The sequence below is a fragment of the Microlunatus endophyticus genome, from assembly GCF_014646195.1.
Lineage (GTDB): Bacteria > Actinomycetota > Actinomycetes > Propionibacteriales > Propionibacteriaceae > Microlunatus > Microlunatus endophyticus.
This window is the reverse complement of sequence record NZ_BMMZ01000001.1, coordinates 275,653-300,268: the sequence shown is the minus strand read 5'-3', so window position 1 is coordinate 300,268 and position 24,616 is coordinate 275,653. Positions and strand designations below refer to the sequence as shown.

The following is a 24,616-nucleotide window of genomic DNA, read 5'->3' as shown; positions in this document are numbered from 1 at the left end:
ATGAGCCAGGACTGGGCGCCGCCGGGCGAGCATGACCGCGCTCTGATCGAGTCCGCCCATGCGGACCCGTACCGGGACCGGGTCGAGGCCGAGGCTGACGAACTCGCTCCGGTCGACCGACAGGCCGATCCCGCGCATTGGCTGCCCGGCAGGGCGTTGGCGATCGCGGCGATCGTCATCGGCGTTCTGCTGGTCGCGACGGTCGTGGTCTGCCTGGTCATCTGGCTCACCCCGCCGATGCACCACCTGCAGGTTCCGTCGGTTCCCAAGGGCTGAACCGGTGGGCGAGGTGCTGGACGAGGGACCGTTCTTCCACGGCACGAAGGCCGATCTGAAGCCGGGTGACCTGCTGACGGCAGGGTTCCGGTCGAACTACCGTCCGGAGGTCGTGATGAACCACATCTACTTCACGGCACTGTCCAACGGGGCTGGTCTTGCCGCCGAGTTGGCGGCCGGCGACGCACCACCACGGGTCTACCGGGTGGAACCCACGGGTGCATTCGAGAACGACCCGAACGTGACCGACAAGAAGTTCCCCGGCAACCCGACCCGGTCCTATCGCAGCAGCGAACCGTTGCGGTTGGTCGCTGAGGTCACCGACTGGACCCGGCTGACTCCTGAGGAACTGCAGGCCTGGCGCGACCGGCTGGCCGCGATCCGCGCCGACCAGCGCGCCGAGATCATCAACTGAGCCGTGATCGGATCGACGATCAGGCGAAGCCGATCGCCACGCGTACGACGATCGCCGCGATGCACAACACCACCACGCCGAGCAGCCCGAGGACCTGGAGCTGGGCCCGCCGTTGCCGGCCGGGGAAGATCAGTGCCGCGGCGGCCAAGCCGCCGACGATGATGCCCCCAACCAGTGAGACCCATGATGGTCCGCCGAGGCCGCCCAGGACCAGGTTGAGCAGGATCAAGATGGCGAACAGTCCGAGATCGGGGCGGATGTCTTCATGGCGACGGATCTTGATCACGGTGTGAACGGCGATCAGCCCGACCACTGCCGAGTACGCGCCGCCACCGATCGCATAGTCAGGGAATCCCAGGAACACCGCGGTCGCACCGCCAACGCTGCCGGCGCCGTACAGCATCAGGTAGCGGGCCGTGCCGAACTGTTCCTCCAGCGGTCGGCCCACGCTCCAGAGGATCAGCGCGATGAAGAGGGTGTTGATCAACCCACCGGACAGCAGGCCGTAGGTCACCAGCCGCCAGACCTGACCATCGAGCACGGCCGGTCCGGACATCGCGAACACCTGGCTGATGAAGCCCTGGCCGATCAGATCGAGCACGTACAGGCCGATCACGATGCCGATCAGCACCTTGGTGACCAGACCGCCACGGGTGGACAGATTGCCGCCGAACACGGTCCGCGGGGTCCGGACCGTCGCCCGTCCGGAGCGGGCGCAGCCCGGGCACTGGAAGCCGACCGAGGCCGGCGTCATGCACTCACCGCAGATCGGCTTGCCGCACCGTTGACAGCGGATGCCGGTGAACCGGTCCGGATGGCGGTAACACGCCGCAAAACTCGGCGCCTGGAACTCCGGCCGGCTCACCGATCAACCTCAATCACGGCTCGAACTTTACGTGCCGCCGACAACTCCGACCTGTACCGCCGGCGTGCCGATCGGGTGTCAGGCGACCTCGACGCTTTCGATCACCACCGGCTCGGTCGGCCGGTCGCCACGGTCGGTCGCCGTGGTCGCAATCGCGTCGACGACATCGCGGCTGGCCTGGTCGGCGACCTCGCCGAAGATCGTGTGCCGACGGTTCAGGTGCGGGGTGGGGCCGACGGTGATGAAGAACTGCGAGCCGTTGGTCCCTGGGCCGGCGTTCGCCATCGCCAGCAGGTAGGGGCGATCGAACTGCAACTCCGGGTGGAACTCGTCGGCAAAGGTGTAGCCGGGGCCGCCCCGGCCGTCACCGAGCGGATCGCCGCCCTGGATCATGAATCCGGAGATCACCCGGTGGAACACCAACCCGTCGTAGAACTTGCCGGTGGTCTTGGCGCCCGTCTGCGGGTCGCGGTACTCCTTGGTGCCGTTGGCGAGGCCGGTGAAATTGGCCACCGTCTTCGGCGCCTGGTTGTCGAAAAGGTTGATCACGATGTCGCCGCGATTGGTATGCAGCGTGACGGTGCTCATCTATGTCCTCTCGGGATTTCAGGGACCCTTGCGGGATTTTTCCGATATCTGGCCCTGAGACTCTACGGCCTGGGTAACGGTACGGTGGATTAGCTCCCGTGCAACGGGCTCCCGGCATCGCCCGGCGGGCTCGCCGACGATTCGAACCGGAGGAAAAGTGACCCGCAAGACCGACAAGGGCCGCCGCGCCATCGCCGCCGCCCAGGACAACTTGCAAGTCGGACCCATCGTTCATCAGGCCGCTGACCGCATCGGTCCGCTCGCCCAGGACGCCGCTGACCGCATCGGCCCACTCGCCCAGGACGCCGCCGAGCGCATCAGCCCACTCGCCCACGATGCGGCCGACCGCATCGGTCCGCTCGCGCATCAGGCCGCCGACCGCATCGCCCCGCTGGCCCAGGACGCCGCCGACCGCATCGCCCCGCTGGCCCAGGACGCCGCCGACCGCATCGCTCCCCTGGCACACGCCGCCACGGAGCGGATCCAGCCGTATGCCAAGCAAGCGGCGGACTGGCTCGAGCCGCGGGCCCAGGACGCTGCCGAACGCCTCGGGCCGTACGCCGAGACCGCGCGCAAGAAGGGCGCCCATGCTGCCGCCCAGGCGGTGGATCGGCTGGGACCCCGCCTCGATGACGCTGCCAGCCGGATCGGCCCGGCGGTCGACGAGGCGCGTGAGCGCCTGCAGTCCGATGTCTTGCCCAAGCTGTCGGAGAAGCTGGGCGAAATCGCCGGATCCGATGCTCCGGCGGTAGTCGTCGCGGCGGCTGGCAAGGGCAAGGAGTTGCTGCCGGCCGGCAAGAAGAGACGCCGCTGGCCGAAGGCCCTGGCCGTGGTCGCCGGCGTGCTGACCGCCGGCGGTGTCGCCTACTACGCCGCAAAGAAGTTCCTGGCCGGCAATACCGAACCCGAATGGCAGACCACCCGACCGACGACCCCGTACGCCGCGACGACCATCACCGAGCCGAAGTCGCCGGCGGCCGATCCGACGGTGACCGAGTCGCCGGCCGCAGCACCGGCCGCTCCTGCCGAGGCAGCGGCAGCCAGTGCCAATACGGCTCCCAGCCCGGACGAGGTCGCTCCCGCCCACGCCGCCGACGAGAGCACTGCCGAGCCGGAGGGCGGCGACGGACCGGAGGACGAGCAGGGGTCCAAGTACGGCGAGGGCGCTTATGTCGGCGCCGAACCGCCGGAGGGATTCACGATCAAGGGCAACGAGCGTTCGAAGAAATACCACGTGACCGGCACCGACGGCTACGAGCGGACGAATGCCGACGTCTGGTTCAACAGCGAATCCGCGGCCGAGACGGCAGGCTTCACCAAGGCTCAGCGCTGACCCGACCACACCCAACCGAGCGCCCCGGATCCCACGGATCCGGGGCGCTTTCTTCGTCTTGGCTCCGGTCAGCCGCCGACCCGCGGCGGCGTCGGCTCCGGCGGTGTCACCGCCGGGATCTCCTCCAGCCGCTGCAGTGCCTCGGCGATCGCTCGGTCGAGTTGGGGATCGACTGCACCGTGCCACTGGTCGGGGGTGATCGGAACCTCGATGTCGGGATCGACGCCGTGGTTCTCCACATCCCAGCCCTGGCCGCCGATCCAGTAGGCGTATCGCGGCTGCGTCACGCCGGTGCCGTCGATCAGATCGAACCGGCCGTCGATGCCGACCACGCCGCCCCAGGTCCTGGTGCCGACGATCGGGCCGATTCCGAGCGCCCGGGCGGAGGCGTTGACGATGTCGCCGTCGGAGCCGGCGTACTCGTTGGCGACGTAGACCACCGGACCACGGACGCCCTGGGAGGGATACTCCGAGGTCGCGGCGTGCCGCGCGGTGTCCCAGGCGACGACCTTGCGACCGAGCCGCTCGTTGACCAGTTGGCTCAGGTGACCGCCACCGTTGAAACGGACGTCGGCGATCACACCTTCGTGTCGGGTGGCCTCCTCCAGATCGCGGTGCAGCTGGGCCCAGCCGGTCGCAACCATGTCCGGCACGTGCACGTAACCGAGCCGTCCGGACGAATGCTCGGCGACGTAGGCCTTCCGCCCGGCCACCCACTCCTGGTAGCGGAGTGCCGACTCATCCGCGACCGGGACGACGACGACCCGGCGGTCCCGGTCGCGTCCCGGACGGCGCAGCACCAACTCGATCGGCTTGTCGGCAGCGCCGATCAGGCTCGCATTCGGTCCGAGCACCGGATCGACCGGCAAGCCGCCGATCCTGACGATCCGGTCGCCGGGGCGGGCGTCCACACCGGCAGCGCGCAGCGGCGACCGGGCCTCGGGGTCGGAACTCTCACCGGGCAGGATCCGCTGGATCACCCATTCTCCGTCGTCCACCGCGAAGTCGGCGCCCAACAGGCCCAGAGCCCGGGACGTCTCGCCATACGGCTTGTTGGGTCGGGCGTAGGCGTGCGACGTGTTCATCTCGGCACCGACCTCCCACAGCAGCGAGATCAGGTCGTCGTAACTGCCGAGCCTGTCGACCACCGGTCGATAGTGTTCGGCAACCGCTTCAAGATCAACGCCGTCCAGATCGGCCCGCCAGTAGAAGTCCCGCATCAACCGGACGTCCTCGTCCAGCATCTGACGCCATTCGGCGACCGGGTCGACCTCGAACCGCAGCCGGCCGAGATCGACGGCGATCTTGGCCGGATCGTCGTCCTTGACCTCTCGATCGGACGGCTGCACTGCCACCGCCTCACCCACCCGGGTCACGATCCAGGAAAGGTCACCACTGACCTCGTACGAGTCGATCTTGCCGAGCAGCACGTCGAGACTGCGCTTGTCGAAGTCGAATCGCTCCAACTGGTCCGACGGCTGCTCACCCGGCACGCCGGCCCGTGCCGATCCGAGGACGCCGTGGGTCGGCGCCTCGTGGATCCACAGCACGCCACCCTTCGCCGCTTGCAGCGATCGGTAGTCGCCGGCCGGGACCGGGAACGGCACCAGCCGATCCTCGAAGCCCTCGGCGTCAAGATCAGGACTGGCCGGCGGCGCATCCTTGCCCTGATCATCCTTGCCGCCCTGATCATCCTTGCCCTGATCATCCTGGCCGAGCGGCCAGCCGTCGACGCTCGGACCGAACGGCGGCGGCTCTGTCGCGGCCAGCGGCACCAGGTAGGGGCGGGTGCCGTAGGGGAAGTTGATGTCGAAGACGTGGGTGTCGTAGTGCGGATCGAAAGTGCGCACCGACAGGAAGGCCAGATACTTACCGTCCGCGGTGAACGCCGGAGACCGGTCGTCGAAGCGTCCACTGGTCAGCGACACCGGATCGGACTGACCGGCAAGATCAACTGCAACCAGCCGGCCGTGCTGAGCGGCACCGACCGGCTGGGTCCACACCAGGTAACGGCCGTCGGGGGAGAAGACCGGGTCGGACGCCTCGCCGTCGGTGCTCACTCCGAGCGACCGGACGGCGCCGGTTCCGACGTCCAGCAGACTGATCCGACCGTCATGGCTGATCAGCGCGACACGCTCCCCGTCGGGGTCGGCCGTGATGTGCAGGATCCGGCCCAGATCGACCTCGATGATCCGCGGCTCGCCTTCGCCGTTGAGCGGGCGGAGCTCGAGGCGGTCCTCGCCCGCCTGGTCGCTGATCATGATCGCCTGTCCGCTGCGGCCCAGCGGCTGGGCCTCGCGGATCCGGATCGACGAGGATGCCGCCAGTGCTCGCGCCGGACCGTCGCGGTGGCTCAGATAGAACGCCTTACCGCGCCACGAGACCACAGACCCGATGGCGCTGCGGTCCGGCACCGCGGCGGTCAGGTTCTTGGTCGGCGACAGCGACTGCGGCTGCCGTGCGCTGAGCACCGGGAGATTGATCTCGACCGGATGCGGCTCGTCCCCGAGCTGCTCGACCAGGTAGATCACGCCGCGGGAGTGGTAGACGATCCGGGTGCCGTCGGTGACCGGCTCCTTGACGTAGCCTTGGTCGATCGTGTGGAAGGTGCGCTGCACCAGGTCCGCCGCTGTCGCGTTGCCGAGCCTGTCGACCGGGATCGAGAAGAGGTTGGCTTGCTCGTCCGCAGGGCCGGGCAGTTGCGCCAACTGGTCGGAGCTGAAGATCAACTCGCCGTCGAGGAAGGACGGGCTCTCCAGACCGGCGGTGATGTCACCGAGCACCCGCTGGTAGCTGTCACCGGCACCGGTCGGGTCGAACCACAGTTTGGCGGCGGTGCCCCCGCGGTAACGCTTCTGGTCGGCGACGGCGCGAATCGCGCGGCTGGACACGACCAAGCCCTCGTCGCCCCGAGCGACTCCCGCGACCGGACCGTACGGCAACGGGATCACCGACCCGTCCAGACCGATCTGGTATCCGAAGGTGACGAATCTCTCGTGGGTGCGGGCCGCCGTCGAAATGATCACCGAACCGTCGTCGAACCAGCCCAGCAACGAGGTCGAGGCCGAGCCGAAGTATGTGACACGACGGGCGGCGCCGCCGTCGATGCCGGCGACGAAGATCTCGAAGCCACTGTCCCTCGACGAGGCCCAGGCGATCGTGCTGCCGTCCGGGGAGAACCGCGGATTGCGGACCGGGACATTGTCGGAGGTCAGGCGCCAGGCACGGCCGCCGGAGACCGGAGCCAGCCAGATGTCGTCGGCGGCGGCGAAGGTGATCAGATCACCGTGGATGTCAGGAGAGCGGAGGTAGCCAGCAGTCACATCGGCAGACATTACTTCCCGGGGCCGACAGCGGCACCGGTATTCCGCAGCCTGCTCCCGAGGGCACCGTCGGAGGAACTGTCGCGGCACCCGTCGGACAACACTTCGGACCCTCGGACAACACCTGGGTTGTTCGGACAACACTGCTGACATTCGAGCAACGCTGGGGCGGCATCGGCCAACAACCACCGCTCACGGGAGACACCTTTGCCGGGCCTTCCCGGGCATGACGATCCAGATGATGGCGCACGAGCCGACCGGCGGCTGGGACGGTCGCGAACTGCTCGATCCCGATTTCGATGCTCTGGGCGATGCCGACGACTACGGCCCATGGGTGGATGCGGCACCCTTCCGTGCCCATGTCCGTCATCTCATGGAGCTGACCGGAGTGCCGTGGCGCACCCTGGCCGTGCTGGCCGATGTTCCCCCGCAGTCGGTGGATCACCTGCTGCGTGGCCGCGCCGGCCGGCCGGTCCCCCGATTGCACCCGCTGATCGCCGAACGACTCTTCCACCTGACCCACACCGCGGTCGTCGATGCCGGACGACGCCGGGTGCACGCGGCCCGGACCCGAGTGCTCCTCGGCTGTCTGGTCGACCGCGGCTGGTTGATCAGCGAGATCGCCCGCCGGACCCAGCTGCCGGTGTCCGGGCTCTCGGCGCTGGCCATCGGCGAAGACACTGTCTGCTCCCAGCTGGTCGCGGCGACTGTGAAAGCTGCGGCACAAGCGCTCTGGGACACGCGGCAGCCAGTCCGCAGGGTTCCGGCCGAGCAGACGGTGCTCCAAGGCCACCGAGCCGACCGGGCACCGGCGCTTGCGGCTGCCTGACGGCTGCCTCGGTTGCCTGACGGTGGGTATGCCCCGGACGCCTCTAGAGTCGACGCGTGACCGTCTCCCCGGCCTCTTCCGGCACCGCAACGCTGATCGTCGCGATGATCATGATCATCGCGACCGGTCTGCTGGTCGGCGTCGGCGGCGCGGCGCTGCTGCGCCGGCTGCGCGAGCCGGTGCCGCCGACTGCTGCCGACGAGGTGACCTTGGCGGACTACCGAGCCAAGATCAGCTACCGGATGTTGGCGACGCCGCGCTTCGCGCTGATCACCGGTCTGCTGGCCGCCGCGGGCGCCGCAATCACCGTCCTGACTCAGCCGATCGCGTACTGGCCGGCCTGGTTCGTCTTCGGTGTGGTCGCGGTGCTGCTGGCCGCCATCGACGCCAGGACCACCTGGCTGCCAGGCGGGCTGATGATGCTCGGCTGGGTCGTCACCGCCATCGCCGCCCTGGCCTGTCTTGCGGAGGACCCGCACCGGCTGCACGCGGCGATCACGATCGGCTCGGGGGTGCTGGTCGCCGCTGGCGGCTACCTGTTGCTCTGGTTGATCACCGGTGGCCGGGCGATCGCCTTCGGCGACGTCCGGCTGATGGTCCTGGTCGGCGCGGTCGCCGGCACCCTGGGCTGGTCGGGGATCTACTGGTCGCTGCTGTCGGGCAGTGTGATCGGAGCCGTGATTGGCGTGCTCCGCCTGGTGAGCGGTCGGCGTGGCCCGTTCCCGTACGGTCCGGCGCTGGTGTCGGGTCCCTATGCCGCAACCGTGCTGCTCAGCCTGCTGCCGTGATCACCTGATCACCGGCCGGCAGCGAATCGTCGCCGCCCAGCGTGTGCAGCAGCGCCAACGCGTACGCGTCGGACGCATCGGGCACCGACGGCGTGTGATGGGCGCCGGACGGACCGGCCGAGCTGACCACGAAACCGTCGCCGACCCGGTCCAGGGACAGGAAGGCGTCGCCGAGCGCATCCCGCAGCTGCTGCTCCGACGGCAACCAGACCGCGACCTCGGAGGACACCGAGTCCAGCGCCCACTCGGTGGTGCCGTTGAAGTGGAAGTTCGACTCTCCCTGCGCATGGATCAGCTCCACGACCATGTCGCTGACGATGAAGACCGCCTCGGCGATCTCTTCGCGCGGGATGAAGAAGCGGTCGGCATTCTGCGGCGTCCAGTCCAGCAGCGGCCGGAGCCGTACGGCGAGCTCACGGGAGATCACCACCCCAGGTTAGTTCGCAGCCTGCGGGTCGGTTCCCACGATACGGATTGATTCGCGGCATGCGGGGGTTGGTTCCTGGCATGCGGTCGACGCCGGAGACGGCGCGGGTACCCTCGGAGGGCGTGACTGCCCCGCGCCCCGGATGGTATCCGGATCCGTCCGGTCGCGGTGGCACATTCCGGTGGTGGGACGGCAGCGACTGGACCGACCGGACCCGCAGCAAGCTTCCCGCCCAGAACACCCGTCTGGTAGCTCTGCTGCTCGGCGTCACCCTGGTGCTCAGCGGCGGCGTGGTCGGTCTGATGGGCTGGCGGTCGTTCCACGACGCCGTACCTCCCGGTCAGAAGGCGACCTCCGGTGGAGGCAACCAGACGCCCGGCACGCCGGCGCCTGTCGCGACGACCGGGACGCAACAACCTGACGGCCAACTGGACGAGACCACGCGGACGGCGACGCTGGCAGGGGGCCGGATGGTGTTGCCGGGAAGCCCGTACGCGCTGGTCACCGATCCGGTGACGGTGCCGGGTGTCTTCGACGCCATGTTCGTCGCCAACGCGCCGGTCAGGACCGGGTCGGAAGGCTCGGACACCTGGGCCGCGACGGTCGGGCTCGGCCACATCCCGGCCGGCGCCTGGTCCGAGGATGATCTTCGCGGATTCACCCGCAGGGCCTTGAGCGGCATCTCCGAGCAGTTCTTCGGCTATCACCCGTCCGCGGTGAGCAAGATCGACGACACCACGACGACGGTCAGCGGCAGGCCTTGTGCCAAGATCAGCGCCGAAGTCGACTACAGCAGCGCGCAGGCCGACAACCGCCATAACCGCAGCGACCGGATGGTGATCATCGGCTGCCCCGATCAGGACGGTTCGGTGATCGCCGCAATCAGCTCGGTACCGAGCGATGCGGCACCGTCGTTGACCGCCCTCGCAGCGAACTCGCTGGACACCTTCAGCCTCAGCTGAACCAGGCCGGTCAGCACGAACGAGTCGCGCTGACCCAGCGCTCCAGCAGTGCCGTGGCGGCGCCGGAGTCGATCGCGGCCGCGGCCCGTTCCAGTTTCGCGCCGAGTGTCGCTTCAAGATCATCGGCATCCCCGGGGCCGTCGAAGGCAGCCAGCGCCGAGGCCGCGTTCAGCAGCACGATGTCCCGCACCGGACCATGATCACCGGCAAGCACCCGGCGAGCGATCTCGGCATTGTGCGCCGGACCGCCGCCAACCAGGTCGGCCACCGAGGCGCGCTCGATGCCCAGGTGTGCGGGATCAAGATCGGTCCGTCCGATCTGTCCGTCGCCGAAGACATAGACCGTCGAGGTCGTGGTCGTGGTCAATTCGTCCAGACCGTCGGTGCCGTGGAAGACCAGGCCGCGGTCACCGCGGTCGGCCAGGACCTGCGCGCTCAGTTCGGCCATCCGCTCGTCGGCGACCCCGACAGCGTGCGCAGTCGGCCAGCCGGGATTGGTGAGCGGACCGAGGAAGTTGAAGGTCGTCCCGATCCCGAGCTGGCTGCGGGCACTGGCGGTGTTACGCAGCGAGCCGTGGTACAGCGGCGCGAACAGGAAGCCGATCCCGATCCCGTCGACGACCTGCCGCTGCTCGGCCGGAGCAAGATCAAGTCGTACGCCCAAGGCCTCCAGCACATCGGCCGACCCGCATGCCGAGGAGGCCGCGCGGTTGCCGTGCTTGACGACCCGGGCACCGGCCGCGGCCGCGACGATCGCGGCCATGGTGGAGATGTTGACCGTGTTGGACCGGTCACCTCCGGAGCCGACGATGTCGACCGCCGGCCCCGGGACATCGATCGGAGTCGCGACCTGGAGCATCGCGGCCGCAAGGCCGCTGAGCTCGGACGCGGATTCGCCCTTGCTGCGCAACGCGACCGCGAAGCCGGCGATCTGGACGTCACTGGCCTCGCCGGCCAGGATCCTGCCCATCGCCCAGGTGGCCGTCGCCGCGTCGAGATCGTTGCCGGCGACCAGGGAGGACAACACCCCGGGCCAGGTCGGCTCCGGCGTGATCGGCATCGGCGGACCTAGGCCGTACGGGCCGGTGTCGTGCCCAGCCGCTGACGCAGCAGGGCCGCGACCGCGCCAGGCAGGGTGACCGGATCGATCGGGTGCGCGACCACCGCGTCGGCGCGCGACCACGTGGCCAGCCAGGCGTCGTCGGCCCGTCCGGCGATGATCAGCACCGGCGGGCAGTTGAAGATCTCGTCCTTCAGCTGCCGGCATACGCCCATGCCGCCCGGCCGGGCCTCCCCGTCCAGCAGCATCAGGTCGATGCCTGCCCCCTCATTCGACGCGTCGGCGGCTTTCATGACGGCCGCCTGGGTCGCGGCCTCGACGATGCGGACCTCGGGCAGGTCCGAGGCGACCTTGCGTCCGAGGGCGGCGCGCACCTGGGCCCGGACCGTCCGGTCACTGGCGTAAACCAGGATGGTGGCAACCCGGACTGGAGTCTGCTCGCTAGTCACGCCCGGCATCGTATCGCGGCCCGGCCTGAGAATTTCGCGAGCCCGAGACGCGCCCCGGGGATGTGCTACACGCTGTAGGAGGCAATAATGACCCTCGTGGCGATTCACACTGTCTCATCGACTCCCGCGCCGAAGCCTCATTCGGCCCTGCACGACCTGCCCCAGTCGCGACTGGTCGGTCACCCCGGGCGGCCTGATGCCGTCGCGGTGGGCACGATCATCTGGCTGGCCAGTGAGCTGATGTTCTTCGCAGGCCTGTTCGCCGCCTACTTCACGATCAAGAACGTGACGACTGCAGCGGCCGTCAAGGCCGGTCTCACCCCGCTGTGGCACCAGGGCGCGAGCATGCTCAACGTGCACTTCGCGATCGCGAACACCACCGTGCTGGTGCTCAGCTCGGTGACCTGCCAGATGGGTGTCTTCGCGGCCGAGCACGGGCGGGTCAGCCGGGTCGGCTCGATCTTCAACCCGCGGACCTGGGGCATGCGCGAGTGGTATGTACTCACCTTCTGCATGGGCGCCTTCTTCATCGGCGGCCAGGTCTTCGAGTACGCGAACCTGACCCGGGACGGACTGACCCTGTCCTCCGACCCGTACGGCTCCATCTTCTACCTGGCCACCGGTTTCCACGGCCTGCACGTGACCGGCGGCCTGGTCGCCTTCGTGCTGCTGCTCGGCCGGACCTACCTGGCCCGTACCTTCACCCACGAGCAGGCGGTCAGCGCGATCGCGGTGTCGTACTACTGGCACTTCGTCGACGTGGTCTGGATCGCCCTGTTCGGCGTCATCTACATCCTCCAGTGACACATCAAGCAAAGACCTTCGGTGACGACGAGGCGGCTATGGGATAGCCTCGGAATCAACACCTCCGACGACTCGTAGTAGATCTCGTACCTAGAGAGGCAAACACGTGCGATTGCTGTCCTCCCGACGACGGCACCCGGCAGCAAAGGCGCTGCTCCTGGTAGCTGCCCTGTTCGTCATCGGCGCGGTGTACGCGGCCGTTGCACCGACAGAGCAGTCAGCAGCCGAGCCGAACACGAGCCAGCAGGTGACGAAGGGCAAAGAGCTCTTCAGTGTCAATTGCTCGTCCTGTCACGGACTGAACGGCGAAGGCACCAGCCAGGGCCCGACCCTGGTCGGCGTCGGCGCCGCAGCGGTCGACTTCCAGGTTTCAACCGGCCGGATGCCGCTGGCACAGCCGGGCCAGCAGGCTCCCATCAAGCCCGGTGAGTTCACCAATGACGAGATCGCGGCCCTGGCCGCCTATGTCGCCACCCTCGGTCCCGGCCCGGCCATCCCCGATTCCTCGCAGTACTCGACCGACGGCCTGAGCGCCGAGGAGATCGCCCGGGGCGGCGAGCTGTTCCGGACCAACTGCTCGGCCTGCCACAACTTCACCGGCCAGGGTGGTGCGCTGCCCGAGGGGCGGCGGGCTCCGTCGCTGGTCGGCGTGCCGAACAAGCACGTCTACGAGGCGATGCTCACCGGTCCGCAGCAGATGCCGGTCTTTTCCGACCAGGTGCTGCCCTCGCAGAACAAGCGCGAGATCATCGCCTATCTGAACTCCATCCACGCCGAGCCCAACCACGGCGGCCTCGAGCTCGGTGGGCTCGGCCCGGTCAGTGAGGGCATGGTCGGCTGGGCGATCGGCATCGGTGTTCTGATCGGCTTCGCGATCTGGATCACGGCACGAGGAGCACGGGCACGATGACCAGCAGCGGAACCAGCGGGGTGCAGAGCCAGAGCCCCGAGGAGATCAACCCGGAGCAGCAGATCGCGCGCGAGGAGTACGCCGAGCACGACATGCCGGTGCACGAGGCGGTGCTGCCGGTCCCCGATCCGGGTGTCGAGGAGCATCTGCCCCGGTTGGCCGACGTCGACAAGGCCGCGGCCGACCGCGTCGAGCGGCAGGTCGTCACCATGTATCTGTTGGTGCCGGTGATGGCGGTGCTGTTCGTGCTGTCGTACTACCTGATCCCGAGGGGCGAGTCGATCGATTTCGGGCCGCTGCACTCCTCGGCCAAGCACGTCGCCCTCGGTCTGACCCTGGGTATCGGCGTCCTGCTGATCGGTCTGGCGACCCAGCAGTGGGCCCGCCAGCTGATGGCCAACAACGAGGTCGTCGAGGAGCGCCACCCGGCCTACTCGCCCGCTGACGCCAACGAGGAGGCACTGCGCCAACTCAACGTCGGCATCGACGAGTCCGGCGTGCCGCGTCGCAAGATGTTGATCTTCTCCGCACTCGGCGCGGTCGGCATCCTGGCCGCGCCAGCACTGGTGCTGCTGACCGACCTGGGACCGGTCGCCGGCCCGAACTACCGGCGCAAGACCTACGAGACCACCCTCTGGAAAGAGGGCATCCGGTTGGTCAACGACATCACCTACACCCCGCTCAAGCCGGAGGATCTGAGCATCGGTCAGCTGGTCAACGGCGTACCGGAGAATCTGAAGGAGCTGTCCGGCACCGAGTTCAACAACGCCAAGGCCAAGTGCCCCATCGTTGTGGTCCGGATGAATCCGGCCGACATCAAGATCCCGGCGAACCGTCAGGACTGGCAGGTCTCCGGCATCCTCGCCTACTCCAAGATCTGCACCCATGTCGGCTGCCCGATCAGCCTGTGGGAGCAGCAGACCCACCATCTGCTCTGCCCTTGCCACCAGTCGACCTTCGACCTGGCCGACTCCGGCCGGGTGCTCTTCGGTCCGGCCGCTCGGGCGCTGCCACAGCTGCCGATCAAGGTCAACGACGAGGGTTACCTGGTCGCCCGCAGCGGTTTCCCCGTTCCCGTCGGCCCGAGCTTCTTCGAACGCGATTCCCGGCATGATCTGGGCCAGAGCCAGGAGTACCGCTGATGGCAAAACCAGCCAAGACCGCCACCGAAGCACCGCAGGCGGCCGAGCAGCCGGACCAGCAGCTCGGCCCGGTGATGAAGTTCTTCAAGGGTCCGGCCAAGTGGGCTGACGACCGGACCGGTGTCGGCGGCATCATGTCCGGCCGGATCCCGAACATCTTCAACCTGCGCAAGGTGTTCCCCGACCACTGGTCGTTCATGCTCGGCGAGATCGCGCTCTACTCCTTTGTCGTGCTGCTGCTCACCGGCGTCTTCCTGACGCTGTGGTTCAAGCCGTCGATGGGTGAGATCGAGTACAACGGCAGCTACCAGCTGCTGCGCGGGCTGCCGATGTCGGAGGCGTATGCCTCGACGCTGAACATCTCCTTCGACGTCCGCGGCGGCCTGCTGATCCGGCAGATCCACCACTGGGCGGCACTGCTGTTCATCGCCTCGATGCTGACCCACTCGATGCGGATCTTCTTCACCGGCGGCTTCCGCAAGCCCCGCGAGATCAACTGGGTGATCGGCGCGACACTGCTGTTCCTGGGCATGACCGAGGGCTTCCTCGGCTATTCGATCCCGGACGATCTGCTGTCCGGTGTCGGCGTCCGGATCATCTTCGGCGCGGTGCTGTCGATCCCGTTGGTCGGCACCTACCTCGAGACCTGGTTCCTGGGCGGTGAGTATCCGGGCGACATTCTGGTGCCGCGGATGTACATGCTGCACATCCTGCTGATACCGGCGGTGATCCTTGCCCTGGTGGCGGTGCACCTGGTGTTGATCTTCTACCACAAGCACACCCAGTTCCCGGGCCAGGGACGGACCGAGAAGAACGTCGTGGGTTACCCGTTCTTCCCTGTCTACACGGCGAAAGCCGGCGGCTTCTTCTTCATCGTCTTCGGCGTGATCGTGCTGATGGCTGCGTTGATCCAGATCAACCCGATCTGGGTGTACGGGCCGTACAACCCGGCCGAGGTGAGTGCCGGTTCGCAGCCGGACTGGTATATCGGCTATCTGGAGGGCGCGCTGCGGCTGATGCCCAACTGGGAGTGGCATATCGGCCCCACCACCTGGTCGTGGAACATCTTCATACCCGCGATCCTCGGCTTCGTCGCGCTGCCCGGCGCGATCGGTGTCTATCCGTTCCTGGAGAAGTGGGTGTCCGGTGACGACCTGGAGCACCACGTCCTGGACCGGCCGCGGAACGCACCGAACCGGACCGCGATCGGCGTTGCCGGTATCACGGTCTACGTGGTGCTGATGATCGGTGGTGCCAACGACATCATCGCGACGCACTTCCACATCTCGCTGAATGCGATCACCCTGACGCTGCGCTGGGGCATCTTCATCCTGCCGATCATCACGTTCATGATCACCAAGCGGATCTGTATCGGGTTGCAGCGCGCTGCCTACGACCGGGTGCTGCACGGGTCGGAGTCCGGTGTCATCCACCGCTCCCCCGCCGGCGGCTATTCGGAGCCGCATACCCCGATCACCCAGGGCGAGGCGTACACGATCACCCAGCACCACGAGTACCAGCCGCTCACTTCCGGTCCGCAGACCGACGAGAACGGCGTTGCTCGCAGGGGCACGGCCAAGGAACGCGCCCGTCGTCCGTTCACCCGGTGGTACTACGGCCATAACGTCCCCAAGCCCACCGCGGCGGAGGTCGAAGAGGCCAGGCACCACCAGGGCGGCCACGAGGTCGAGGGTGGTCACGATGATCACGCCATCGAGAGCGGCGAGCATTCCGACGAGCAGGTCGGAGCCGGTCACAGCGACTGATTGACACCATCACCACGAACAAACGCCCGCGGATTGGTTGATCCGCGGGCGTTGTCGTTTCTCAGCCGGCGTTGAGCAGGGTTCGAGTGAGCACCGGACGGACCTGAACCCCGATCTCGTCCAGGACGTTCCCGCCCGGCTCCTCCCGGTCGATCGCGCAGACGACCGTGTCGACGATCGCACCAAGATCACGAAGAGCCAACGCGGCGGCACGCACCGCTCCCCCGGTGGTGATCGCATCCTCGACCAGCGTCACCCGCCGTCCGGACAGGTCCGGCCCTTCCGCCAGCTTCTTGGTGCCGTAGGCCTTCTGCTCTTTGCGGACGTAGGTGGCCGGCAGTCCGGTGAGCTGGCTCAGCACGGCTGCGATCGGCACGCCGCCGAGTTCGATCCCGCCGAGCACCTCGGTGGCCTCGGGGACCAGCGGTGCCATCCGCTCGACGATCCGGCGCAGCAATAGCGGATCGGATTCGAAGAGGAACTTGTCGAAGTACTCCTCCACCTGCAGTCCGGAGCGCAGCGTGAAACTGCCACGAAGTCGGCAGAGTCGATCCACATTGCGGGCGAGTTCCAGCAGTGCGGGCTCGGTGTCGACGGTCACGTGCGGAACAGTAACGCCTGACGGCGTCAACGGGGCGCGACCCCTTGCGTAGCTATATTCCTGCCTCATGCGTTGCGGGCGGGTCGTGCGGGCTGCGGTCACCGTGCTCTTCTGCGCTCTGGTTGGAACGCTTCTCGCCGGATGCGACACGAAGAGTTCGGCAGCTCGATCGGCTGCCCGGACCTATCTGGACTCCATCGCATCGGCGTCGAAACCCGCTCTGGCGAAGCTCGCCCAGCTGACGGCCACGAACAATCCGGCAGCACTGCGGACAGCCGGTGATCTGCTCGCCGGCGCGACCCGCCGGATCACGATCATCGACGTGGACGCACCGGCGCCGGCGTCCGCACCGAAGGACATCGCCGATCCGGTCGTCGTGGAGAACACCTTCGCCGACTTCACCAAGGTCGGGGTCCGCTACCGGCTCGCCGGCAAGATCTATCAGGGATCCGTCGTACTCGCTCATCCGCAGGCGCAAGTCGCACGGGACCCGGCCAACTGGCGGGTCGTGATGCCGCTCACCGGCTCTATCGCGTGGCCGCAGCCGGGTTTCCTCGACATCACCACAGCAGACATCTACCTGGACGGCACCCGCATCGTCCGCACGCCGGCGAACAATTCGGACGATGACGATGCCACCGTCCAACCGCTCTATCCGGCCGTCTACAAGGTCCAGCAACGCCTTGACCCGTACTACGCATCAGCAGTCACCTCGGTCGCCGTGACCGCCCGGTCCGTCGCGCCGCCCAAGCAGCCGCTGCTTCCCACGTCGACGACCCGCACCGTGCTGACGAAGCAGGTCTGGGCGCAGTTCGCCGCATGCGACACCGCCGATCCCGTCTACTGCCCTGTCTACGCTCTGGTCGCGCACAACAATCCCGGTGCCGGCGGCCAAGGCTGGTGGCTCGGACTGACCAAGAAGCCGCGACTCAAGCTCAGCAATGACGGGAAGATCACCTTGTCCTCGGGCACCTTCCGCTACCGGGACCACACAGGGACCCACGAGATGGACTTCGATGCCTCGGGCACGTGGGGACTCGACAGCGACAGCTGGAAACCGAGCGTCTTCGAGATCGAAGCCGAGCAATGATGATGAGCCGACCACGTGCACACACCCGCTGCACCGGCCGGCGCGCCTGGCTGCTCGTCGGCTGTCTGCTGGCCGGTTGCTCGGCAACCGCGAACCGGGATGCCAACCCGACCGGCGGTGCGCTTGCCGCGGCCCGTGCCTATGTCAACGCGATCGCCCGGCTCGACATCAGGACGGCCGACAAGATGACCGCCCGGGACGAACGGGTTCCCGACAGTCCGGCTCGCGGGGTCGACATCACCGCGGCGCTGCCTGACGCGACCGACCCGATCATCGACCCGTGGATCACCCCACTCGGGCCGGGTGACGAAGCCGGGACCTACCTGTTCAACGTTTCCTATCGGGTCAAGAGCCTGACCGGAGGCGGCACGATCGTCTTGAGGCGGGCAGCCGACGCCGACCCGTCCAAGGTCGGCAGTTGGACCGTGATCCTGCCGCTCACGCAGTCGGTCACCCCATTGACCAACGGCAGGACCATACCGGGGGTTCGCATCGGAAAGATCGAGGTTGCCGATGATCCGGAGACGAGCAACGACGTCTGGGGCTACCCCGGCGGCTATCGCCTGACGGGAGAACCGGCGGGCAAGGACACGCCCACGCTGTGGTTCGCACTCGGCGCCGACGACCTGCCGGCATGGAACGCCGACAAGCCCTGACCCTGGCTGGTGGTAGAACCCCGAATACGGTTCACAAAGCGGGGTTGTGGCCCACCGGAACCACCTCCCCGGGCTTCGGCGGCCGAGGCTTCGTACCGTCGCCGAACGGCCGGCCGCCCAAGTCTTCGCGACCGTGTGGGGTCAGCCAGTTGGTCAGGTCCGGCCCCTTCGGTACGATCCCGGTCGGATTGATGTCGGAATGCACGATGTAGTAATGCTGCTTGATCTGGACGAAGTCGGTGGTGTCGCCGAAGCCCGGGGTCTGGAAGAGATCTCGGGCATAGGCCCACAGCGCCGGGAACTCGATCAGCTTGTTCCGGTTGCACTTGAAGTGCCCGTGGTAGACCGGATCGAAACGCGCCAGCGTTGTGAACAACCTGACATCGGCTTCGGTGATCGTGTCGCCGACCAGATATCGCTGTCCGGTGAGTCGCTCCTCCAACCAGTCCAGAGCCGTGAAGAGTCGGTCGTATGCCTTCTCGTACGACTGCTGGGAGCCGGCGAACCCGCAGCGGTAGACGCCGTTGTTCACCTCGGTGAAGACCCGCTGGTTGACGGTGTCGATCTCGTCGCGCAGCCGCTCGGGATAGAGCTCCGGAGCACCGTCGCGATGGAACTGTGTCCATTCCAGGGAGAAGTCGATGGTGATCGACGGGAAATCGTTGGTCACAACGGCTTTCGTCGGTATGTCGACGATCGCCGGGACTGTGATTCCGCGCGGATAGTCGGGATAGCGAGCGAAGTAGGCCTGTTGCAGCCGCTCGTAGCCCAGCACCGGATCGACACCGCCCGGATCAAGATCGAAGGTCCAGCTCCGTTGATCATGGGTGGGACCGCACAGGCCGAGTGAGATGGCGTCCTCCAGGCCGAGCAGCCGGCGGACGATCAAGGTCCGGTTCGCCCACGGGCAGGCGCGCGCGGCGATCAGCCGATACCGTCCCGCCTCCACCGGCCAGCCGTCCCGCCCGTCGGCGGTGATCCGGTCCGGGATGTAGTTCATGTCCCGGGTGAATTCCTTCCCACCGTGGACATATCCCGCACCTGCATCCTGCTGCTGCACACCCTGCTGCACATCGGACATACCGGCAGCCTAGCCACTGGTCAAATCCTCAACAAAGACCCGCGGCCTCCGCGGGTCAGATCTGTCCGGTTCAGATCCGACGGGCGAGGTGCAGGGTCAGATCGGCCTTCACCGGAATGTCATCCGGCAGCAGCCGGTCGAGTTCGGCGAAGATCGCCTCCCGCTCCGGACCGGGCAGCATCCGGTAGGCCGAGATGGTGTTGAGGTGCCGCAGATAGTCCGCCCGGCTCATGATCATCCTTCTCGGCACGGACAGTTGGCTGACATCGGTGAACCGGTCATCGGCAAGCAGCTCGTCGCCCGGCCAGTCGAGTCCGCCGGCGCCTGCCGACGGCGGGTCAATGTGGTGACCGGGCAGGTACGGCGCGACGACGTCCAGCTCGGCCGCCGCCAGCTCGTCGTCACCGATGTCGATCGGACCGCCGAACGTTGCCACGACTCCCCCGCTGCGCACCAGCGCAGCTGCTCGGTCCCACCGGCCCTCCGGGCGGGTCCAGTGCAGCGCCGCGGCGGCGTACAGGAGGTCGTACGGCTCGCCGCCCGGCTCGATCTCCTCATACGCTTCTGTTCGGCCCGGACCGGCAGCCCGGCGCATTCCCGGCGCAGCACGCCGAGCATCGACGGGTCGGGCTCGGTCGCGGTGACCTCGATCCCGGCCCGGGCGAACACCCGGGTCGCCTTGCCGGTGCCGGCGCCGATCTCCAGCGCCCGGTGGACCCGGCCCGCGGCGTGCTCGATGATCAGCGTGACAAGATCATCGGGATAGCCCGGACGGTAGCGCTCGTAGTCCTCGGCGACGGCTCCGAAGCTCAGCGACCGCTCCACAGCACACGCTCCTCCACGGGGTTCACGCTTCGACAGGCTCAGGGCCCGGTGTCAGGCCTCGCCCGCCTGTTCACTGAAGTCGGGCACCCCGACCTCGGCATCATCGTCGGTCCGGGGCCTGATCAACAGCGATTTTCCGCCGAACGGGCCGAGCGCGACGCTGAAGGTGTTCAGGTTGTCGACCTCGCCGATCACCTCGTCGGTGACCATGTCGACCACGACCGCCGACGGCTCGAGTTTCTCCGAGCGGACGTGACCGAAGACGGTCTGATCACCGAAGTTCAGCACGGTGACCTGGCGCTCCTCGGGATCCTCCAACTGGTGCACCATCACCAGCATCGCCTTGTTGGACGTCTGCGGGACATCGATCTGGGTGCTGGTGGCGATCTTGTACGCCTTGCGGATCCGGAGGATGTCAGCCAGCTGCCGGGCGAACGAGTCCGGGTTCTCCAGCTGCTCGGGCAGCGACCCGTACAGGCTGATCCCGCGCGGCATCAGCGATGCCGACTGGACCGCCTCGGGCTGGTAGTCCATCAGGTCGTACGCGGCACGGTGGATCCAGCGGGTGTCACCGGTGCTGAGCAACGGCTCGACCTGCTTGCGGTCCAAGGTGAGCATACCGATCAGATCCCAACCGGACAAGGCGAAAACCCCCGGCTGCATGGCGTTGAACATCGCCAGCAGCAGGTGCGCCCGACGGATCGTGTCGACCTGTTCCTCCTCGAGATCATCGATCTGGGTGTATCCCAGCGAGGCAGCGATGATGGTTGCCGTGGTCGAGGCGATCCCGTTGGTGGTGAAGGTCAGGTTGTAGGGGGCGTTGTCGCCGGTCAGCTTGTCGATCAGATCGGATCTGATCTGGACCGCCAGCGCCTCGCCGGTGTATTCGCCGCCGCGGAAATGGAAGAGCTCACCAGCGTGCACAGTGGCGAAGTGCACCAGCTCGTAGGTCATCTCGTCGTGGTTCTGCAGCGCGTGCACCAGCGAGACCGCCTCGACGCCGTGGCGCATCGCCAGGTTCAACGTCATCCGGAGAAACTCGGTGTCGCCGGTCGCCAGGGCGTGGTGATAGGCGGGCCGGTTGACGAAGTCGTACGACAGATCAGCGCCGCGGGCCGAAGAGTTGCGGATGTCGTCGATGGAGAGATTGAGCTCCTGGAAGGTGAAGCCCCCGACCTTGCGGACCATCGAGGCGATCAGCTGGTTGGCCGCCTCGGACAGCGGGTGCCCCTCGGACCAGGCCGGTACGTCCTCGGCCGTCTTCTCCACGCCGAGGAAGCCGTTGGCGTCCAGTCGCAGCGCCCCGGTGCCCAGATCGCCCAGCGAATGCAGCGCGTCGCCGATCACCAACCGCATTCCGGCGAAGGTCGGATCCAGCCAGTTGAGCGTCGGCTGGCCCTCCTTGAAGTAATGCAGGTAGACCCAGCGGCGTTCGACGCCGTCCGGTCCGACGACCGGCGCGGTGGCGCTCCAGTTGGTGTCCTTGACGCCGGGATCAGCGAAGATCACGCGCTGCATCCGGCCGATGATGTAGCCGGCCTTCTGCAACCGGGACTCGGCCTCCGCGTCCAGGTTGACCGAGTCCTTGCCACGGGGCACCTTCGGCAGCATGTGCCAGTCGTCCGGCGGGATCTCGACCATGTGGTAGATGCCCGGGTAGTCCCCGACCTTCATCTCCGCGAGCCGGAAGTCCGCGCCCTTGCCGGTGTGGCCGGGCACGATGTCGTCGATCACGGTGCCGTCGAAGTTGGCAGCCACCTCGCACAGCTGCCGGAACTCGTCCTCGGTGCCGAAGATGTCGTCGATCTTGGTGCTGATCCGGTCGAAATGCCCGTCGACACTGGGCGTCCGGTCCCAGCCGTTGAGGCCACCGGCCAGTTTGACCGGGCCGGTGTGGATGGCATCGATACCGATCCGGTGGAAGGTCTCCCAGAGATCGGGATCGCCGAGCATGCCAAGGAACGAGGTGCCCTTCGGCGTGATCATGGAGATCGGGTACGCGGTGAACCAGACCGACGCCTTCTCGATCGCCGCCCGCGGATCGGGATTGGCGTACGGATTCTGGAACATGCTCGGCAGGCCCTCGAACTGCCGGGCCATGTCCGTCGCGTCGGAGAGCATCGACTCCCCGATCAGCCATTCCACATAGTCGGGGTTGGACCCGACCGACTTGCCGGAGTGCGAGGTCCTCGGCCGTAGTGGGAAGATCCCCCGCAGCCGGGCGCGCGGGCGCAGCCGACGCGGGCGGGCAGGATAGAACTGCTCGTCGTAGGTGATCTCCGGCTCGTGCTCGCCGGTCACCTCGCTGCGCTGATCATCGACCATACCCAGACGCTACCCCGCAGCGCGGCGGGTTATCGCGCAACACTCAGCCGTCGTCGGGCAGCGACGCTGCGCCGTACGGTCCAGACCACCATGGCGCTGATCAGCACCGGGGTGAAGAACGGAACCACGGGTGCCATCGTCGTCACGGGGAGCATCAGGACCAGGACCAGCTTCAGGGCTGCCTCGACCAGGAAGGCGACGGCCCAGGCCAGGGTCAGGCCGCGGAAGAACGATCGGAAGCCCGCATGGGTCGGATACAGCTGCGCCCACTCCTCGCGTTCGGCATCACTGGTCGCACCGAACCGCTGGGCGAAGTAATACATCATCGGCTTGCCGACCACCAGCGTCACACCGAAGACGATTCCCGAGACTCCGGTCGAGATCGAGTCCTTGGCCAGCAGGAATCTCGGGCTGCCGGTGAACAGCGTCAACAGCAGGCCGATACCGAAGGTGATGATCATGAAGATCGCGAACGCGTCCAGTTCGCGGCGCCGGATGATCACGTACGCCGCCCGCACGAATGCCACACCGGTGCCCACCAGGAGGGCGACGAACAGGCTTGCGCCGAGATGCACGGCGGTCAGGTAACCGGCGACAGCCAGCCCGGCGTCCAGGAACAGCGACCAGATGATCCGGCCGATCATCGCGCCGGTCTTCCGGTCGCCCGCCTCGTCGCCCATCTCGTCGCCCCTCGTGCCGGTCATCGTGTCGGTCATCGTGTCAGTCATCGTGTCGGTCCTCATCCCAGTCCTCATCTCGGTCATCGCTGCGGCTCCGGGATCCAGGAGCCGTGAAAGCCGGCCGGGACCCGGCGTGGGAGGCGTACGGTCGCGGTCGGTCCGGCCGCGGGATCGGTCGCGTCCAGGACCACCAGCGATGACGCGCCGCCGTCCTGTGGAGTGACGATCGTGATCAACCAGCCGGCATCCTCCGCTGCCCCGGTTGCGCCGATCCGATCGGCGGCCGGCACGAACACGGCCTCGCCGACGTGATGGGCGGTCGGCAGCCGGTGGGAGACCGCGGTGCCCGACTCACTGTCATATTTGATCACGCCACCGTTGCCCGTCGCCTCGACCGCGTAGAGATAGCGGTTGGCCCGACCGACGTGGTGATCGTTGAGGCTGGGGAATTCGACGTTGCGATCATCGAGTTGCTGCTCGGTGATCGCGCCGCGGGCCGGATCGATGCTCCAGCGATACAGCATGCTGGCGGCCGGCAGGCTGTCGGCCTGCCAGAATCGGCCGAATTCGCCGGGACTGTAGCGGATCGCATCCAGCTGCACCTTGCCGTGGCCGTCCTCCCGGGCGTTGCCGACGTGGAAGACGTAACACGGGTCGATCTCGATCCATTGCACCGGACCGCCGGTCCGCGCCATCAGGCCGAGCCGGGCGCCGTACTGCTCGTTCCAGCTGAACGGGATCGACCGGCCGAGCAGAGCGCGGTCGAAGACCACCGGAAGGTCCATCCAGATCACGTAGTGCTCGGTGATCGCGAAGTCGTGCATCATCGTCGGCGCCGGTACGTCGACCGGCATCGAGTTGGTCAGGTTTCCCCTCGCGTCGGCGACGTGGAAAGTCAGGTACGGCGGGGCCATCGAGATGCCGAAGAAGAACAGCTCCCCGGTCATCGGGTCGGTCTTGGGATGCGCCGTCATCGCGGTCCGCAGCCGACCACCGAAGTCGTAGGCGCCCTTGGTCTCCAGATCGCCGCTGACCTCGTACGGTAGACCCGCCTCGCAGAGGGCAAGCAGCGAACCGCCGTGCTCGATCAGGTGGGTGTTGGCGACCGTACGCCGCAAATCGCGGCCGTCGACGTCGGTCACCGGCTCCCCGTCGGGGACCGACGTGTCGATCCAGCGGTTGCGGTACCACTCGGCCCGTCCGCCGGAGAGTCGGACGCCGTGCAGCATGCCGGCGCCTCCGAACCAGTGGCGCCCCTTCCCGGTCGACGCCTGGGCGCCGAGCTTCGGGTTGGGCCCGTTACGGATGTAGCGCCCGTCGAGCTCGGGCGGAAGCGTGCCGGCGACCTCGAGATCGTAGGCATCGATCTCGTCGGGCACCGGGGCGAAAACTCCGTCGAGGTAGAAACTCATAGGTCGAGA

General features: G+C 67.4%; 24 protein-coding genes and 1 pseudogene. 12 read left to right on the top strand and 13 right to left on the bottom strand.

The window, feature by feature from the left end:
* Together IEY07_RS01545 and arr are read left to right on the top strand one after the other, a co-directional pair.
* Positions 1–276 (top strand): hypothetical protein, encoded by a 276-nt coding sequence (locus IEY07_RS01545; RefSeq protein WP_188893411.1) that lies wholly within the window; start codon positions 1–3, stop codon positions 274–276.
* A 4-nt stretch (positions 277–280) separates the two neighbouring features.
* On the top strand, positions 281–691 hold the full coding sequence (gene arr, locus IEY07_RS01540) for an NAD(+)--rifampin ADP-ribosyltransferase (protein ID WP_188893410.1): 411 nt from the start codon (positions 281–283) through the stop codon (positions 689–691).
* 19 nt (positions 692–710) lie between these two features.
* Here the strand turns inward: arr and IEY07_RS01535 are convergent, their stop codons facing one another.
* On the bottom strand, positions 711–1,556 hold the full coding sequence (locus tag IEY07_RS01535; RefSeq protein ID WP_188893409.1) for a rhomboid family intramembrane serine protease: 846 nt from the start codon (positions 1,554–1,556) through the stop codon (positions 711–713).
* 78 nt (positions 1,557–1,634) lie between these two features.
* The gene (locus tag IEY07_RS01530; RefSeq protein WP_188893408.1) at positions 1,635–2,144 is read right to left on the bottom strand and encodes a peptidylprolyl isomerase; all 510 of its coding nucleotides are present in this window, start codon (positions 2,142–2,144) and stop codon (positions 1,635–1,637) included.
* Between the two features lie 157 nt (positions 2,145–2,301).
* Here IEY07_RS01530 and IEY07_RS01525 point away from each other — a divergent pair, with 157 nt between their 5' ends.
* A complete protein-coding gene (locus IEY07_RS01525) occupies positions 2,302–3,477 on the top strand; it encodes a sunset domain-containing protein (protein ID WP_188893407.1) in 1,176 nt (391 codons plus the stop codon).
* Between the two features lie 68 nt (positions 3,478–3,545).
* Here the strand turns inward: IEY07_RS01525 and IEY07_RS01520 are convergent, their stop codons facing one another.
* Complete coding sequence (locus IEY07_RS01520) at positions 3,546–6,800, bottom strand: S41 family peptidase (RefSeq protein WP_188893406.1); 3,255 nt, start codon at positions 6,798–6,800, stop codon at positions 3,546–3,548.
* 241 nt (positions 6,801–7,041) lie between these two features.
* Here IEY07_RS01520 and IEY07_RS01515 point away from each other — a divergent pair, with 241 nt between their 5' ends.
* Both IEY07_RS01515 and IEY07_RS01510 read left to right on the top strand, forming a co-directional pair.
* Complete coding sequence (locus IEY07_RS01515) at positions 7,042–7,629, top strand: hypothetical protein (RefSeq protein WP_188893405.1); 588 nt, start codon at positions 7,042–7,044, stop codon at positions 7,627–7,629.
* Positions 7,630–7,685: 56 nt separating this feature from the next.
* On the top strand, positions 7,686–8,417 hold the full coding sequence (locus tag IEY07_RS01510; protein WP_188893404.1) for a prepilin peptidase: 732 nt from the start codon (positions 7,686–7,688) through the stop codon (positions 8,415–8,417).
* Here the strand turns inward: IEY07_RS01510 and IEY07_RS01505 are convergent.
* On the bottom strand, positions 8,401–8,844 hold the full coding sequence (locus IEY07_RS01505) for a pilus assembly protein CpaE (protein ID WP_188893403.1): 444 nt from the start codon (positions 8,842–8,844) through the stop codon (positions 8,401–8,403). The two genes, IEY07_RS01510 and IEY07_RS01505, sit on opposite strands and share 17 nt — an antisense overlap.
* A 122-nt stretch (positions 8,845–8,966) precedes the next feature.
* Here IEY07_RS01505 and IEY07_RS01500 point away from each other — a divergent pair, with 122 nt between their 5' ends.
* Positions 8,967–9,806, top strand: coding sequence for a DUF2510 domain-containing protein (locus IEY07_RS01500; RefSeq protein WP_188893402.1), 840 nt, complete (start codon positions 8,967–8,969; stop codon positions 9,804–9,806).
* 10 nt (positions 9,807–9,816) lie between these two features.
* On the opposite strand, the gene trpD is transcribed toward IEY07_RS01500, so the two are convergent.
* The gene (trpD, locus tag IEY07_RS01495; RefSeq protein WP_188893401.1) at positions 9,817–10,866 is read right to left on the bottom strand and encodes an anthranilate phosphoribosyltransferase; all 1,050 of its coding nucleotides are present in this window, start codon (positions 10,864–10,866) and stop codon (positions 9,817–9,819) included.
* Positions 10,867–10,874: 8 nt separating this feature from the next.
* A complete protein-coding gene (locus tag IEY07_RS01490) occupies positions 10,875–11,324 on the bottom strand; it encodes a response regulator transcription factor (protein ID WP_188893400.1) in 450 nt (149 codons plus the stop codon).
* An 87-nt stretch (positions 11,325–11,411) separates the two neighbouring features.
* On the opposite strand from IEY07_RS01490, the gene ctaE reads away from it, so the two are divergent.
* From ctaE to qcrB, 4 genes are all read left to right on the top strand, one after another.
* Positions 11,412–12,119 carry an aa3-type cytochrome oxidase subunit III gene (gene ctaE, locus IEY07_RS01485; protein WP_444543310.1) on the top strand — a complete coding sequence of 236 codons (708 nt, stop codon included), beginning with the start codon at positions 11,412–11,414 and terminating at the stop codon, positions 12,117–12,119.
* Between the two features lie 106 nt (positions 12,120–12,225).
* On the top strand, positions 12,226–13,029 hold the full coding sequence (gene qcrC / locus IEY07_RS01480) for a cytochrome bc1 complex diheme cytochrome c subunit (RefSeq protein ID WP_188893398.1): 804 nt from the start codon (positions 12,226–12,228) through the stop codon (positions 13,027–13,029).
* Positions 13,030–13,121: 92 nt separating this feature from the next.
* Positions 13,122–14,171, top strand: coding sequence for a cytochrome bc1 complex Rieske iron-sulfur subunit (gene qcrA, locus IEY07_RS01475; protein WP_229669670.1), 1,050 nt, complete (start codon positions 13,122–13,124; stop codon positions 14,169–14,171).
* Positions 14,171–15,937 carry a cytochrome bc1 complex cytochrome b subunit gene (gene qcrB, locus IEY07_RS01470; protein WP_188893396.1) on the top strand — a complete coding sequence of 589 codons (1,767 nt, stop codon included), beginning with the start codon at positions 14,171–14,173 and terminating at the stop codon, positions 15,935–15,937. Before qcrA ends, qcrB begins: the two co-directional genes overlap by 1 nt.
* Before the next feature lie 61 nt (positions 15,938–15,998).
* Here qcrB and pyrE read toward each other — a convergent pair whose 3' ends face one another.
* Positions 15,999–16,538, bottom strand: coding sequence for an orotate phosphoribosyltransferase (gene pyrE / locus IEY07_RS01465; protein ID WP_229669597.1), 540 nt, complete (start codon positions 16,536–16,538; stop codon positions 15,999–16,001).
* A 67-nt stretch (positions 16,539–16,605) separates the two neighbouring features.
* Here pyrE and IEY07_RS01460 point away from each other — a divergent pair, with 67 nt between their 5' ends.
* Entirely contained in the window at positions 16,606–17,628 is a 1,023-nt protein-coding gene (locus IEY07_RS01460; RefSeq protein WP_188893394.1) for a hypothetical protein, read from the top strand.
* Positions 17,629–17,630: 2 nt separating this feature from the next.
* The gene (locus IEY07_RS01455) at positions 17,631–18,284 is read left to right on the top strand and encodes a hypothetical protein (protein ID WP_188893393.1); all 654 of its coding nucleotides are present in this window, start codon (positions 17,631–17,633) and stop codon (positions 18,282–18,284) included.
* Between the two features lie 31 nt (positions 18,285–18,315).
* Here IEY07_RS01455 and IEY07_RS01450 read toward each other — a convergent pair whose 3' ends face one another.
* From IEY07_RS01450 to IEY07_RS01430, 6 genes and pseudogenes are all read right to left on the bottom strand, one after another.
* Entirely contained in the window at positions 18,316–19,365 is a 1,050-nt protein-coding gene (locus tag IEY07_RS01450) for a glutathione S-transferase family protein (protein WP_188893392.1), read from the bottom strand.
* 70 nt (positions 19,366–19,435) lie between these two features.
* On the bottom strand, positions 19,436–19,960 hold the full coding sequence (locus IEY07_RS01445) for a class I SAM-dependent methyltransferase (RefSeq protein WP_229669596.1): 525 nt from the start codon (positions 19,958–19,960) through the stop codon (positions 19,436–19,438).
* Positions 19,961–19,974: 14 nt separating this feature from the next.
* Positions 19,975–20,034, bottom strand: a pseudogene (locus IEY07_RS24615) (hypothetical protein); the annotation flags it as partial.
* A gap of 207 nt (positions 20,035–20,241) precedes the next feature.
* Positions 20,242–22,515: a maltose alpha-D-glucosyltransferase gene (gene treS / locus IEY07_RS01440; RefSeq protein ID WP_188893391.1), complete on the bottom strand. Its 2,274-nt coding sequence runs from the start codon at positions 22,513–22,515 to the stop codon at positions 20,242–20,244.
* 29 nt (positions 22,516–22,544) lie between these two features.
* Positions 22,545–23,243, bottom strand: a complete 699-nt coding sequence (locus IEY07_RS01435; protein ID WP_188893390.1) for a VC0807 family protein — start codon at positions 23,241–23,243, stop codon at positions 22,545–22,547.
* A gap of 32 nt (positions 23,244–23,275) precedes the next feature.
* Positions 23,276–24,607 carry a carotenoid oxygenase family protein gene (locus IEY07_RS01430; RefSeq protein ID WP_229669595.1) on the bottom strand — a complete coding sequence of 444 codons (1,332 nt, stop codon included), beginning with the start codon at positions 24,605–24,607 and terminating at the stop codon, positions 23,276–23,278.
* Positions 24,608–24,616: the final 9 nt, after the last annotated feature.

Bases quoted from the DNA above. Each gene is read 5' to 3' on its own strand.
- qcrB (WP_188893396.1), top strand. From the start codon at position 14,171: ATGGCAAAACCAGCCAAGACCGCCACCGAAGCACCGCAGGCGGCCGAG.
- IEY07_RS01455 (WP_188893393.1), top strand. From the start codon at position 17,631: ATGAGCCGACCACGTGCACACACCCGCTGCACCGGCCGGCGCGCCTGG.
- IEY07_RS01450 (WP_188893392.1), bottom strand. From the start codon at position 19,365: ATGTCCGATGTGCAGCAGGGTGTGCAGCAGCAGGATGCAGGTGCGGGA.
- IEY07_RS01445 (WP_229669596.1), bottom strand. From the start codon at position 19,960: ATGCGCCGGGCTGCCGGTCCGGGCCGAACAGAAGCGTATGAGGAGATC.
- IEY07_RS01435 (WP_188893390.1), bottom strand. From the start codon at position 23,243: ATGACTGACACGATGACCGACACGATGACCGGCACGAGGGGCGACGAG.
- IEY07_RS01530 (WP_188893408.1), bottom strand. From the start codon at position 2,144: ATGAGCACCGTCACGCTGCATACCAATCGCGGCGACATCGTGATCAAC.
- IEY07_RS01460 (WP_188893394.1), top strand. From the start codon at position 16,606: ATGCGTTGCGGGCGGGTCGTGCGGGCTGCGGTCACCGTGCTCTTCTGC.
- IEY07_RS01545 (WP_188893411.1), top strand. From the start codon at position 1: ATGAGCCAGGACTGGGCGCCGCCGGGCGAGCATGACCGCGCTCTGATC.
- IEY07_RS01490 (WP_188893400.1), bottom strand. From the start codon at position 11,324: ATGCCGGGCGTGACTAGCGAGCAGACTCCAGTCCGGGTTGCCACCATC.
- trpD (WP_188893401.1), bottom strand. From the start codon at position 10,866: ATGCCGATCACGCCGGAGCCGACCTGGCCCGGGGTGTTGTCCTCCCTG.
- treS (WP_188893391.1), bottom strand. From the start codon at position 22,515: ATGGTCGATGATCAGCGCAGCGAGGTGACCGGCGAGCACGAGCCGGAG.
- IEY07_RS01515 (WP_188893405.1), top strand. From the start codon at position 7,042: ATGGCGCACGAGCCGACCGGCGGCTGGGACGGTCGCGAACTGCTCGAT.
- qcrA (WP_229669670.1), top strand. From the start codon at position 13,122: ATGCCGGTGCACGAGGCGGTGCTGCCGGTCCCCGATCCGGGTGTCGAG.
- IEY07_RS01430 (WP_229669595.1), bottom strand. From the start codon at position 24,607: ATGAGTTTCTACCTCGACGGAGTTTTCGCCCCGGTGCCCGACGAGATC.